The 12,395-nt window shown below is 65.3% G+C and carries 10 protein-coding genes; 6 read left to right on the forward strand and 4 right to left on the reverse strand.

Annotated features, from left to right (window positions below):
• Positions 1-43 precede the first annotated feature (43 nt).
• Complete coding sequence (locus tag AC6CH3_RS18630) at positions 44-397, reverse strand: Rv2175c family DNA-binding protein (RefSeq protein WP_498133831.1); 354 nt, start codon at positions 395-397, stop codon at positions 44-46.
• A gap of 253 nt (positions 398-650) precedes the next feature.
• Between AC6CH3_RS18630 and AC6CH3_RS18635 the strand changes: the two genes are divergently transcribed.
• Together AC6CH3_RS18635 and AC6CH3_RS18640 are read left to right on the forward strand one after the other, a co-directional pair.
• Positions 651-1,970, forward strand: coding sequence for a lytic transglycosylase (locus AC6CH3_RS18635; RefSeq protein ID WP_498133832.1), 1,320 nt, complete (start codon positions 651-653; stop codon positions 1,968-1,970).
• Positions 1,971-2,087: 117 nt separating this feature from the next.
• On the forward strand, positions 2,088-4,259 hold the full coding sequence (locus AC6CH3_RS18640) for a Stk1 family PASTA domain-containing Ser/Thr kinase (RefSeq protein WP_498133833.1): 2,172 nt from the start codon (positions 2,088-2,090) through the stop codon (positions 4,257-4,259).
• Between the two features lie 134 nt (positions 4,260-4,393).
• Here AC6CH3_RS18640 and AC6CH3_RS18645 read toward each other — a convergent pair whose 3' ends face one another.
• Both AC6CH3_RS18645 and AC6CH3_RS18650 read right to left on the reverse strand, forming a co-directional pair.
• Positions 4,394-5,785, reverse strand: coding sequence for a class II 3-deoxy-7-phosphoheptulonate synthase (locus AC6CH3_RS18645; RefSeq protein ID WP_498133834.1), 1,392 nt, complete (start codon positions 5,783-5,785; stop codon positions 4,394-4,396).
• 101 nt (positions 5,786-5,886) lie between these two features.
• Positions 5,887-6,822 (reverse strand): lysophospholipid acyltransferase family protein, encoded by a 936-nt coding sequence (locus AC6CH3_RS18650; RefSeq protein ID WP_498133835.1) that lies wholly within the window; start codon positions 6,820-6,822, stop codon positions 5,887-5,889.
• Positions 6,823-6,932: 110 nt separating this feature from the next.
• On the opposite strand from AC6CH3_RS18650, the gene AC6CH3_RS18655 reads away from it, so the two are divergent.
• From AC6CH3_RS18655 to AC6CH3_RS18665, 3 genes are read left to right on the forward strand one after another with little or no spacing between them, the layout of a single operon-like run.
• Complete coding sequence (locus AC6CH3_RS18655; RefSeq protein WP_498133836.1) at positions 6,933-7,721, forward strand: alpha/beta hydrolase; 789 nt, start codon at positions 6,933-6,935, stop codon at positions 7,719-7,721.
• On the forward strand, positions 7,718-8,530 hold the full coding sequence (locus AC6CH3_RS18660; RefSeq protein WP_498133837.1) for an alpha/beta hydrolase: 813 nt from the start codon (positions 7,718-7,720) through the stop codon (positions 8,528-8,530). The genes AC6CH3_RS18655 and AC6CH3_RS18660 overlap by 4 nt, the downstream gene beginning before the upstream one ends.
• On the forward strand, positions 8,523-9,206 hold the full coding sequence (locus AC6CH3_RS18665; protein ID WP_498133838.1) for a hypothetical protein: 684 nt from the start codon (positions 8,523-8,525) through the stop codon (positions 9,204-9,206). Before AC6CH3_RS18660 ends, AC6CH3_RS18665 begins: the two co-directional genes overlap by 8 nt.
• 32 nt (positions 9,207-9,238) lie before the next feature.
• Here the strand turns inward: AC6CH3_RS18665 and AC6CH3_RS18670 are convergent, their stop codons facing one another.
• Positions 9,239-10,345, reverse strand: a complete 1,107-nt coding sequence (locus tag AC6CH3_RS18670; protein ID WP_498133839.1) for an ROK family glucokinase — start codon at positions 10,343-10,345, stop codon at positions 9,239-9,241.
• A gap of 173 nt (positions 10,346-10,518) precedes the next feature.
• Between AC6CH3_RS18670 and AC6CH3_RS18675 the strand changes: the two genes are divergently transcribed.
• Complete coding sequence (locus AC6CH3_RS18675; protein ID WP_498133840.1) at positions 10,519-12,342, forward strand: AMP-dependent synthetase/ligase; 1,824 nt, start codon at positions 10,519-10,521, stop codon at positions 12,340-12,342.
• Positions 12,343-12,395 lie beyond the last annotated feature (53 nt).

Here is a 12,395-nt window from a genome sequence, read left to right on the forward strand (position 1 = left end):
GGCTTACCGGGCAGGCTTTCCAGGCAGGCTTGCCAGGCCTCGCTTACCAGGCCAGGGATTGGGCGCGGCGGCGGATCTCAGTCTTGCGGCCGTCGCGCAGGGCGTCGATGGGGCGGCCGCGGAGGGATTCGTCGGGCGTGAAGAGCCAGGTGATAAGTTCTTCGTCTGAATAGCCTGCGTCTGACAGCACGACGATGGTGCCCTTGAGGCTTTCCACAACGTGTCCGTCCTTCAGGAAGTCGGCAGGCACCGAACGGATGCGGCGTTCGCCCACGCGGAGGGCGGCCAGCGCGCGCTCATCCAGCAACCCATGGACTTTGGTGATGGAAACGTCCAGCAACTGGGCTACGTCGGGCAGGGGCAACCAGTCGCCAACAAGGCTTTCTACAGTACTCACGCGTCAAGGTTGCCACGGCGGACACCCGCACGCCTAGTCGGTTTCCTGGCTCCCCGCATTTTCGATGTCCTCGACCGGCGACACACCCAAACAAACCGACTTCCTCAACGCGGCCACATTCTTGTGCTATTTGGAAAATCGTGAGAGATTCTCATAGATCACATTTGTAACAGCAATAACTCAAATAACATTAGAATCATTAGTCACACTGGCCTGACCGACAGCATTCGCCGCTGAGAAGAGGATCTTTCCCATGACGACGACCAGCTCGCCCAAGCAGCCCCCCAGGCCCAGCCTGCCTATGATCGCGGCGACGACGGCGACCCTTCCCGCCGTGATGCTGTCCTCCCTGGCGGTCGCGCAGCCCGCCGGCGCCGACGCCCGACCCACTGCGATTCCGGCAACGCTGGCCGCAGCCATGGAAGCCCAGGCCGCAGCTGCCAAGGCGGGCGTCATTCCTGCCGCGTCGGTACCGGCAGCCATTCCGTCCGGCCTGCAGCCTGCCCGCGTCACGCCGAGCAGCCACAGGGTTGTGCGCGGAGATACCGTCAGCGGCATCGCCCACCGGTACGGCCTCAGCACCTCCGCAGTTCTTAGGCTCAACAACCTGAAGGTCAACTCGGTGATCTATCCGGGTCAGAAGCTGAAGCTGAAGGGCGCCGCAGCCCCGGCGCCGAAGAACACGGCTGCATCTGTTGCACCGGCCAGTTCAGGCGCGAAAACCTACACCGTGAAGTCGGGTGACACCCTGGGCGGCATCGCTGCCAGGCATGGCGTCAAGCTGTCCCAGGTTTTGAGCTGGAACCGGCTCTCCCTGTCCTCGATCATTTACCCTGGCCAGAAAATCCGGATCGGCGCCGGCGCCGCAACGCCTGCTGCTCCGACCCCTGCGGCCACGGCAACCTCCCGCTCCTACACGATCAAGTCCGGCGATACCCTGTCTGGCATCGCCGCACGGCATGGTGTCCGCCTCGCAGACGTGCTGTCCGCGAATCGGCTCAAGGTGACCAGCATCATCTACCCCGGTAACAAACTGGTCATCCCGGGCAAGTCCACAGCCGTCCAGCCGGCCTCCAGCGTCACACCGCTGGTGCCCAGCTCCTTCCTCGGCTATACATACCCGGCTGCGGTGGTGGCCTCCGCCAATAAGAACAAGGCATTGCTCAACGCGTCGCCGGTGCCCTCGCTGGCGCAGATGAAGTCCATCGTGGCGGATACGGCGCGTCGCATGGGAGTGGATCCGGCACTGGCCCTGGCCTTCGCCTACCAGGAGTCGGGTTTCAACCAGCGCGCCGTGTCCCCTGCCAACGCCATCGGCACCATGCAGGTCATACCTTCCTCGGGCGAATGGGCATCCGACCTCGTGGGACGCAAGCTCAATCTGCTTGACCCCTATGACAATGCCACTGCCGGTGTTGCCATCATCCGGCAGCTGATCCGCACCAGCAAGAACCTCGACCACGCCATCGCCGGCTACTACCAAGGCCAATACTCAGTCAGCAAGTACGGCATGTACTCCGACACGAAGACTTACGTCGCGGCGATCAAGGCGCACCGGAAGAACTTTTCCTAGCCTGCCGGGCCCGTCATCCTCGAGATAGAGGGCCACTGAGCATAACGATACGGGTCCGCATCGCATTTCGATCCGGACCCGTATCGTTGCAGCGATTAGGATCGTAGAGTGCAGGAAATGGTGTCGGACAGTCTCGTTGGTTCCCTGGTAGATAACCGTTACCGGGTAAATTCGAGGCTGGCAAGAGGCGGAATGTCCACGGTCTACCTGGCCACGGACCAGCGGCTGGACCGCGACGTCGCGTTAAAGGTCCTTCATCCGCACCTCGCCAGCGACGATAGTTTCCTTGACCGTCTCTCGCGCGAAGCCCGCTCCGCCGCAAAACTCTCGCACCCCCATGTCGTGGGCGTCCTGGACCAGGGACATGACGGCCAGACGGCGTACCTCGTCATGGAATACATCAAGGGGCACACTCTCCGTGATGTACTCCATGAGAAAGGCGCCCTGTCTCCGCGGCTTGCCCTCGCCCTCATAGATCCGGTCGTGGAGGGCCTCGGCGCCGCCCACGATGCCGGCCTCATACACCGGGACGTCAAGCCGGAAAACGTGCTGATCGCCGAAAACGGCCGCATCAAAATCGGCGACTTCGGACTGGCCCGCGCCGTGACCACCACCACGAGTACCGGCACGCTCATCGGAACGGTGGCGTACCTCTCCCCGGAACTGGTACTCGGCAAGCCGGCAGATGCCCGAAGCGACATTTACTCCACCGGAATCATGCTCTATGAGATGCTGACCGGCCAACAGCCCTTCGACGGCGAGGTTCCGATCCAGGTTGCCTACCAGCACGTCAATTCGGCAGTTGAGCCACCGTCGGGCCTCGTCCCGGGGCTGGGCAAAGAAATCGACGAGCTGGTGCAGTGGTGCACGGCCAACGACCCGGAAAAGCGACCTGTAGACGGCAACGCCCTCCTCTCCGAACTCAGGCACATCCGCACCAACCTCTCTGACCCGGAGCTCGACCTGCAACCCCCCGCAGCACTGCACCCGGCGGATGCAGCCGGCCCTGCAGGCAGCCCGGTCGCGTCCCCTGCCGGGCGCGGCATGGCGGCGCCCCCGGCGCCGGCACGCCTGCCATCCGTAGCGCCCATCCCGGGGAACCACACAGAGGTGCTGTCCCCGGTGAATGAGGCCACAGTGCAAGGGCCCGGGGTGCAGCGCCCGACGGAAGTCATCTCCCACACCAGCAACCCCACCACCATCTTCCCGGCCCGGCGACTGCCCGCGAAGTACGGATTCGACGAAGACGACGCGGAGGCTGCCGTTCCGGTTGACTACGGTCAAAGCGGGCAGACTCAACGGCCCTTGAGCAAGCGCGAACAGCGGAAACAGGACCGCCTCGACGAAAGAGCACGCGTCAGGGCTGCCGCAACGCCCCTTCGCACGCTGCGCGAAGGCAACGCGCGGCGTCGCGGTGTACTCTGGATCGTCATCCTGGTCATTGCGGCGCTGCTGGCCACTGGTGCCGGCTGGTTCTTTGGGATGGGGCCCGGCTCCCCCGGCACGGTGCCGACCGTGGCCAACAGGACCGTCGCCGAGGCCCAGCGGCTCCTCCAAGCTGCCGGCTTCCAGTCCAGCACCCAGGACGTGTTCGACGACGACGTCCGTGCGGGGCTCGTGGTGGGCTCGGACCCGGAGGCCGGAACGGAGATCCGCAAATACGAGCAGGTCTCGCTGTTCGTTTCGAAGGGTCCCCAGCTGTTCCCGCTTCCGCAACTGCCGGGCAAGTCCCTTGACGCCGCCAAGGAAGCCCTCAGCGGAGCTGAGATGGCTCTCGGTAAAGTCACGGAAAAGTTTGATGAAGAGGCGCCGGCAGGCACCGTCCTCACCCAGTCCCCGGCCGCGGGAACCCAGGTCAGACACGGAACACCGGTGAGCCTCACCGTATCAAAGGGCCCGCAGCCCATACCGGTGCCGAACGTCCGCGGCCAGGAACAGTCCGCGGCCTTCAGGGCCATCGAGGCAGCCGGACTGGTAGCCGTCGTGGCGGATAAAACCGTCAATGACCGCAACATTCCGAAGGGCTCCGTGGTCAAACAGGAGCCGGCTTCCGGAACACTGACACGGGGAGGGACCGTTACCCTGACTATTTCCGAGGGCCCGAAACTCGTCAAGGTGCCGAACTACATCGGGGAGCAGGTCCGAGACGCCCGCGAGGCATTGGAGAAGCGCGGATTCGAAGTTCGCGTCAACAACGTCCTTGGCGGATTCTTTGGGACGGTTCGTGACCAGGACCCGGTCGACGTTGAGGTTCCCGAAGGATCCGTAGTGACGCTAACCGTCGTTTAGGGCGGGCCTCCACTGGAGCAGCACCGGGCCCCTTAACGTCAGCACCGGCACCTTCGATGGCGCCGGGAAGCGCACTGCCCGGACTGGTGCCGGTTAAGGACTAGCGCCGGTTAAGGACCAGTGCCGCTTAAGGACTAGCGCCGGGTAAGGGCACCGGCCACGAGGAATGCCATCTCCAGGGACTGCATGTGGTTCAGGCGCGGGTCGCACACAGACTCGTAGCGGTCGAGGAATGCTTCCTGGTCGATGGGGTCGGCACCGCCCAGGCACTCTGCGACGTCGTCCCCCGTCATTTCGACGTGCAGGCCACCCGGAACAGTTCCCAGCGCATGGTGCACCTCGAAGAAGCCGCGGACTTCGTCGATAACGTCATCGAAATTGCGGGTCTTATAGCCGTTCGGCGACGTGACGGTATTGCCGTGCATGGGATCGGTGACCCACAGAACCTGGGCACCGGAGGCGGTGACCTTTTCCACGACCGCGGGAAGCTTTTCGCGGATATTGCCCGCACCCATCCGGGTGATGAAAGTCAGGCGGCCGGGCTCCCGGTTGGGATCCAGCTTGTCGATCAGCCGCAGGGCGTCATCACCGGTAGTGGTGGGGCCAAGCTTCACACCGATCGGGTTACGGACACGCGAGAGGAAATCGACATGCGCGTGGTCCAGTTCTCGGGTGCGCTCACCGATCCAGAGGAAGTGGGCGGAGGTGTCGTAGGGGAAGCCGGTACGCGAATCGATGCGGGTGAGGGCGCGCTCGTAATCGAGGAGCAGCGCTTCGTGGCTGGCGTAGAACTCAACGCGCTTCAGCGCTTCGAAGTCCGCACCACACGACGCCATGAACTTGATGGCGCGGTCGATGTCCCGCGCAAGGGATTCGTAGCGGGCATGGGCAGGGTTTTCGGTGAAGCCCTTGTTCCACTGGTGCACCAGGCGCAGGTCCGCGAAGCCGCCCTGGGTGAAGGCACGGATCAGGTTCAGCGTGGAGGCGGAGGTGTGGTATGCCCGGAGCATGCGGCTGGCATCGTGGCCCCGGGACTCGGGCGTGAAGTCGTACCCGTTGACGATGTCCCCGCGGTATGCCGGAAGGGTCACGCCGTCGCGCGTCTCCTCGTTCGAGGAGCGGGGCTTGGCGAACTGGCCTGCCATCCGGCCCATCTTGATCACGGGCATGGCCGCACCGTAGGTGAGGACCACGGCCATCTGCAGGATGGTCTTGACCCGTGCGCTGATCTTGTCCGCCGTGGCGTCGCCGAACGTCTCGGCGCAGTCACCGCCCTGCAGCAGGAACGCCTTGCCCTGTGCAGCGGCTGCGAGCCGCTCGCGGAGTTCATCGACCTCGCCGGCGAACACGAGGGGCGGAAGTGCCGAGAGTTCCCGAACTGATGCGTCGAAGACATCCCTGTCCTGCCACGTGGGCTGCTGCGAGATGGGAAGGTCCCGCCAGTTGTCCAGTCCCGGATAGTTGGCGGCGCCGCTCTGTGCGGTGCTGGTCAGGGAAGAGGCAGGTTTTGCGGATAGCTCAGTCACACTACTAAGAGTAGTTGCCCGGACAGGCATCGGGACACCCGGGCTGTCATTGACCCGGGCCCGGCGTCATATCTACGGCAGCCGGGAGTGCTGAAGGCCGATTAGGCCAGGCGGGAGGAACCGTCAGTGTCCTCCCCGGGTCCCTGGCCCGAGCCGTTGCCGGGTTCCCTTCCGGGCAACGCCCCAGGCTCTCCGGCATGTGCAGGGTCGTCGCCTGTTGCGGTTCCCGGCTCGCCCGGCCCTGCAGCGCCGTCGTCTGCCGGGCTGTCGCCCGCCTGGCTTTCGGCTGGCAGGCTTCCTTCCGGCTGGCTTTCTGCCGGCTGGCTTTCTCCGGAAACAGCTGCAGCAGCAGGGCCCTTGCCCGCCAGCCGCAGCTTGACCACCGCGGCGTACTCATCGACGTATTCCTGCCCGGAGAGGCGCATGAGCTCGTACATGATTTCGTCGGTCACCGATCGCTGGATCAGCCGGTCGTCAGCCATGTCGTGATACCGGCTGAAGTCCAGGGGTGCCCCGAAGATCATGCCGATGCGGCGGATGTTGGGCAGTCTTTTCCCTATCGGCTGGACCTTGTCCGTGCCGATCATGGCCACCGGAATGACCGGGACTTTGGCTTGCAGCGCCAGCCGCGCCACCCCCACCTTGCCCCGGTAGAGGCGGCCGTCCGGGCTCCGGGTCCCCTCAGGATAGATCCCCAGCAGTCCCCCGTGCGTCAGGACATCCATGCCGGCCTCGAGCGAGGCGGCGGAGGCGGCCCCGCCGGAGCGGTCCATGGGGAGCTGGTTGGTCAGCCGGAAGAACAAGGCCGTCAGCCTGCCCTTGAGCCCGGTGCCCGTGAAGTACTCCGATTTGGCCAGGAAGATGACAGGCCGGGGCACCATGAGCGGCATGAAGATCGAGTCCGAAAAGGACAGGTGGTTTGACGCGATGATCGCGGGACCCTCGGCAGGCAGGTTGTCCAGTCCTTTGACCCAGGGCCGGAATAGAGTGCGGAGTACCGGACCCAGGAAGATCCTTTTCATGACCCAATAAAACACGTGTCCAACCCCTCCGGAAGGCAGCTGGCAGGCACTCCCAAGGGCCTGCCGGCACTGCAATGCAACCCTACTCTAGTGAGATTTGTACGGAACAGTGACACGATGGACACATGACAGGAAGCAGCGACCGGACTAGGCCCGCCGCTTTCAGCTACCCGGGCCATGGCCCCAATGCGCGCATCGGAATCGCCATCTGTCACGGCTTCACAGGCAGCCCGCTGAGCATCCTGCCGTGGGCCCAATATCTGGCCGATCGCGGCTTCGCAGTATCGGTGCCGCTCCTGCCCGGCCACGGAACCGACTGGCAGGACCTGGCACGCAGGGGCTGGGTGGACTGGCACCGTGCTTTCGACGATGCATTTGTGGAGCTCGCCGCCAGAACCGACGCCTGCTATGTGGCGGGACTGTCCATGGGCGGGGCCATTGCCCTCCTGACGGCCTCCCGCCGGGAGGTGGCGGGGGTGGCAGTGGTCAATCCCGGGCTGAGCTTCTATGATCGGCGCGTCCGGGTCATCGGGCTGCTGAAGTACTTCCAGCGGACTACCGTTCCCATCGAGGAAGAGAATCCGACGGCGGCCCCGACCGAAGACGGCGATTATTCCCGCACGCCGCTGGCCGCCGTCCATCAGCTGAAAAGGCTGTTCGGCGCCGCCGCCCGCGGCCTCCCCCGGGTCACGGCACCGGTCCTGGTCTTCAAGTCGCGGAACGATGCTGTTGTGCCGCCCACGTCCCTGGCGATGATCCGGAAGCGCCTCGCCTCGCGGAGCCTTGAGGTGGTGCCGCTGGAACACAGCGGCCATGTTGCCACCCTGGACGTCGACGCACAGGAAATTTTCGAAGCCTCCGAGAGGTTCTTCCAGGTGCATGCCCGCAGCAACGTATCGACGGAGAAGCAATGAGCATCCTTCCGGACCACAGTCCGTTCAGCAGTGCCTTCTCCGGAGAGGGTCCGAGGGTGGGCGTCGCCCTCGCGCACGGGTTCACGGGGAGTCCGCACGCCGTGCGGGCCTGGGCAATGGCGTTTGCCGCCGAGGGCTTCGCCGTGCGCATGCCTCTTCTTCCGGGCCACGGAACCTCGTGGCAGGAACTGGCACGCACCCGGTGGACAGACTGGCACGAAGCCATGGATACCGCATATCTGGAACTCGAAGCCGAGTGTGATGTGGTTTTTTCGACAGGCATCTCCATGGGTGGCGCCCTTGCCCTGCGCATCGCCGCCACGCGTCCCGTGGCCGGTACCGTCCTGGTCAACCCAGCGCTGGTCATCGACGATCCCCGCGCGCCATTGGCCGGCATCCTCAAACTCATACTTAAGAGCACACCGGCCATCGGCAACGACATCCTCAAGCCGGATGTCAACGAAGGCGCCTATGACCGGACCCCGGTGGCCGCAGCGCACGAGTTGAACAAATTGTTCAGGGCCACCCGGCTGCTGCTGCCGCGGGTGACCGCGCCCGTCCGCGTTTTCCGCTCCACCGTGGACCACGTCGTTTCCGACTCGAGCATCGTTGCGCTCCGCCGCGGCCTGACGCAGGCGCCTCTGGAGCTGACCATGCTGGAGAACAGCTACCATGTAGCCACCCTCGATAACGACGCCGGGCAAATCTTCAGTGGCTCGCTGGACTTCATCCGTGACATCCTTGCGGAAACCCGCCCCGGTCCCGACAAGTCCGCGACAGCCAGCCAGAAGGGCGATCCCAATGAATAGGCCCGATTCAAATTCGTCCGACCCCAGCGCAAACCAGGACGACGCCGTCTGGCTTGACCTGGTGGCCAGGCTCGAAGGAGACACTATCGGCGGCAACGCCGAGCCGGATGCCGGCAACCGCACCGATCCCGGCCTTCGCGCCCCTCATGAGGCGACTGACCCCCACGGCGGGAAGGACCCTCGTGACGGCGCCACGAATCCTCCCGCAGCAGACGACGCCGTGTCCGGCGCTGCCCCCGGCACTGCCGCCGGGGGGACCGCCAAGCGCTTCAGTGACTTCGATCCACTGGGGCTGGCTCCCCGCGCGGGTGCGCCCATCGAGTTGTCAGCGGCGGAACGGGAACAGGAGGCCGCCCGGCAGCGCGCCGCAGAGACCACCGGGTCCGACGAGACCGCCGCTCCGGAAGGTCCGCGCGACTATGGGGTGGATGACGAAGACGACGCGTTTGTGCCCGAGGATCCGCCCAGCCTGGCCGGCACCGATCCGCTGACCATGCTGGCCTGGCTGGGGGCAGTGGGTGCCCCCGTGGCACTGGTGCTGTCGGCGATGTTCTGGCGCTCGGCTCCGCTGCTGGCGATCCTTGGCATGGTGGTCATCTTCGTGGGCGCGGTGGTGTACCTCATCATGAAGCTGCCCCAGGAAAAGGACGAAAACGACGACGGCGCCCGCGTCTAGGGGCGCGAGCACCTAAGCGGCCAGCGTGAGCGTCAGTTGGCCGTGCGGCTGCCGACCCGTGACAGGTCCGCCGCGCCGATGAGTCCGGCATGCGGTCCAAGGTCAGCCAGGGCGATTTCCGCGGCGGGCCGGAATCCACGGCCCGTGAGGTTCCGGGCAAAGGCCTTCCGGGCAGGCGCCACGAGGAGCTCTCCTGCGGCGCAGAGCCCGCCGCCGATCACGAATTTCCCGGGATCCAGGGCCGCGGCCAGGTTCGCCAGCCCGAGCCCCAGCCAGTCGCCCACGTCTTCCAGAAGTTCCCTGGAGGCTGCGTCCCCGGAGATGGCCAGTTCCGTGACGGTGGCTCCCGTGATCCGGTCAGCGTGCCCATCGACGGCTTTGAGGAGTTCCTGAGCCACCGGAGAGTTCGCCAGGGCAAGCTCGCGGGCTTCGCGGCCCAGGGCATTGCCGGATGCGTACTGTTCCCAGCAGCCGCGGTTGCCGCATTCGCAGCGGTGGCCGCCGGGCATGATGATCTGGTGGCCGAATTCGCCGGCGACACCAAAGCGGCCCCGCTCGACGCGGCCGTCCATCACCATGGCCCCGCCGATTCCCGTCCCGAGCGTGATGCACACCAGGCGGTTCTGTCCCTGGCCGGCACCAAACCGCCACTCAGCCCAGGCGGCTGCGTCGGCATCGTTGACCAGCATCACGGGGCGGCGAAGCAATCGCTCCAGGTTGTCCCTGAGGGGTTCATTGCGCCATGCCAGGTGGGGGCTGAACAGGACGGTTCCGCCGTCGAGATCCATCCAGCCGGCGGCGCCTATGCCTACCGACCGGATGCGGGCTCCACGGCTGAGCTCCTCGACGAGCTCAACGATCACCCGCTCGACGGCACGGGGATCGCTGCCGGGAGTGGATCGTCTGGCTTCGTTGAGAATCCGCCCCTCTGCATCAACCACGCCGGCTGCGACCTTGGTGCCGCCGATGTCGATGCCTATGGCGAGCCCGGTGCCCGCGGGGCGAAGATACTGCCGGAGCGTCCGGTAAGGTGCACTGCCGCCCTGGTGGCCGACCGAACCGCTCCGCCATGCCCGCGGCCGGGACCGTCGGGTGGTGCTGGCGGGTCCGGACTGTTCGCTCGGCGGGAAAGGCTGCATAATCCCCCATTCTAAGTGCCCGGGTCGGGCCTATGGCTGGACATGGCTTCTTGGCCGGACCCCATCAGTCACGTAAAGTTACTGGCGAGTAACAACTTGGAGCCCGTTCCTTGATCGGCGGGTACTAAGGTTAGGACTAACCGCAGCGGTCTACGGATATCAGAGGAGCTATTGTGCGCGAATTCAGTGTTCCGCCCCTGGTCAGCGTCCCCCCGGACACCAACATCACGGACCTCCTGGTGCGCCAGGCGGCCAAGGCGTCGAATCCGGCGCTGTTTTCCCGGCTGGATGCCGCCGGTCAGTGGCAGGACATTGTTGCCACTGATTTCCTGGCGGACGTCTCCGCCCTGGCTAAAGGACTTATGGCCAGCGGCGTGGAAGCCGGCGACAGGGTGGGGATTATGTCCCGGACGCGCTATGAGTGGGCGCTGGTCGACTTCGCCGTCTGGTTCGCCGGCGGCGTGTCCGTTCCCATTTACGAGACGTCATCCCCGTCCCAGGTCGCCTGGAACCTCGGCGACTCGGGCGCGGTGGCTGCCTTCGGCGAGTCCGGCCACCACGAGAACGTCATCAGGCAGGCCGCCACCTCCGAGGGGCTCACCGCCCTCACGCACGTCTGGCAGCTCGAAGGCGGCGGCCTCGAAGCCCTCCGGGAGGCCGGAAAGGACATCAGCGACGCCGACCTGGAGTCTCGACGCCACGCCGCCAAGCTCAACGACACCGCCACCATCATCTACACCTCGGGAACCACGGGGCGCCCCAAGGGCTGCGAACTGACACACGGTAACTTCGTGGAGCTTTCGGAGAACGCCCTCGCTACCTCGCTGCGCCAGATCGTCAACGAGCAGGCCCGGACCATCATGTTCCTCCCGCTGGCGCACGTCTTCGCACGGTTCATCTCCGTTCTTGCGGTGGCCGCAGGCTCCACCGTGGCCCACACGCCGGACATCAAGCACCTGCTCCCGGATCTGCAGAGCTACAAGCCCACGTTCCTGCTCGCCGTGCCGCGCGTGTTCGAGAAGGTCTACAACTCGGCGCTCACCAAGGCGGAGGACGGTGGCAAGGGCGCGATCTTCCACAAGGCAGCGGACACAGCTATTGCCTATTCCCGGGCCCGCCAGGAAGGCAAGATAGGGCTGGGCCTGAAAGTCCGCCACGCTCTCTTCGACAAGCTCGTTTACGGGAAGCTGCGCGCCGCCATGGGCGGCCAGGTGGCGCACGCTGTCTCCGGCGGCGGGCCGCTGGGTGAGCGGCTTGGCCACTTTTTCCAGGGCATCGGATTGCAGATCCTGGAGGGCTACGGCCTGACCGAAACAACGGCCCCGGTCAGCGTCAACACTCCCGAGCGGATCAAGATCGGCACGGTCGGCGCGCCGCTGCCCGGAAACACCGTGAAAATTGCCGACGACGGCGAGATCCTCACCAAGGGCGTCTGTGTCATGCGCGGCTACTACAAGCGCGAGGACCTGGCCGCCGAGGCGTTCGCCGACGGATGGTTCCGCACCGGAGACATCGGCCAGCTCGACGCCGACGGGTTCCTCACGATCACCGGCCGCAAGAAGGAAATTATTGTGACCGCCGGGGGCAAGAATGTCGTTCCCGCTTTGCTGGAGGACCAGATCAGGGCAGACGCCCTGGTATCGCAGGTGCTCGTGGTGGGCGACAACCGCCCCTTCATCGGTGCACTGGTGACCCTCGACGAGGAAGCCCTTCCCGGGTGGCTGCAGCGCCACAACCTGCCGGCGGAAACCACCGTGGCCGAGGCTGCCGACAACGAGACCGTCAGGGCGGCCGTGCAGGAGCTGATCAACCACGCGAACCAGTCCGTCTCGCAGGCCGAGGCCATCAAGTCGTTCAGGATCGTTCCCAGCGACTTCACCGAAGCCTCCGGCCACCTGACCCCCTCCATGAAGGTCAAGCGGGCTCAGGTCATCAAGGATTTCGAGACGGTGATCGAGGAGATGTACGCTGCGCCCAAACCCGCGCCGGCAGCCTAACCGTCCCGACCGCATCAAAGGCAAAAGCCCCGCCGGAATCTGAACTGTCAGAA

This window comes from Arthrobacter sp. GQ119, assembly GCF_059759125.1.

Excerpts from the sequence above, each read along its gene's own strand:
- AC6CH3_RS18655 (WP_498133836.1), top strand. The coding sequence starts at position 6,933 with ATGACAGGAAGCAGCGACCGGACTAGGCCCGCCGCTTTCAGCTACCCG.
- AC6CH3_RS18665 (WP_498133838.1), top strand. The coding sequence starts at position 8,523 with ATGAATAGGCCCGATTCAAATTCGTCCGACCCCAGCGCAAACCAGGAC.
- AC6CH3_RS18635 (WP_498133832.1), top strand. The coding sequence starts at position 651 with ATGACGACGACCAGCTCGCCCAAGCAGCCCCCCAGGCCCAGCCTGCCT.
- AC6CH3_RS18640 (WP_498133833.1), top strand. The coding sequence starts at position 2,088 with ATGGTGTCGGACAGTCTCGTTGGTTCCCTGGTAGATAACCGTTACCGG.
- AC6CH3_RS18670 (WP_498133839.1), bottom strand. The coding sequence starts at position 10,345 with ATGCAGCCTTTCCCGCCGAGCGAACAGTCCGGACCCGCCAGCACCACC.
- AC6CH3_RS18660 (WP_498133837.1), top strand. The coding sequence starts at position 7,718 with ATGAGCATCCTTCCGGACCACAGTCCGTTCAGCAGTGCCTTCTCCGGA.